This is a genomic window from Zobellia uliginosa, from assembly GCF_018860745.1.
GTDB lineage: Bacteria > Bacteroidota > Bacteroidia > Flavobacteriales > Flavobacteriaceae > Zobellia > Zobellia uliginosa_B.
In genome coordinates, this window is record NZ_JAHKPY010000001.1 from 152922 (window position 1) to 153194 (window position 273).

The 273-nt window shown below is 50.9% G+C and carries 1 protein-coding gene; it reads left to right on the forward strand.

Translation table 11 applies throughout. The features are described from left to right. Positions 1-273 (forward strand): hypothetical protein (locus KO521_RS00680; RefSeq protein ID WP_215938001.1); only part of this gene is annotated, 273 nt, incomplete at both ends.

The window sequence follows — 273 nt, forward strand, 5'->3', positions numbered from 1 at the left end:
AAGATTTACCGAATGCAGGTACCGATGGTTCCCTCGTAATATGCGTAGGAGAGACTGTAACCGAATCCCAACTTTTTAATGAACTCGGAGGCACTCCTGACCTAGGTGGGACCTGGTCCCCCGTCATGGCAGGTGCGGGAACGTATACCTACACCGTAGCCGCAACTGTGCCTTGTACCGGTAATGATACTTCGGAAGTCGTAGTAAGTGAACAACCTTTACCGAATGCAGGTAGCGATGGCGCTTTGACCGTTTGTGCTGGAACAACGGTTA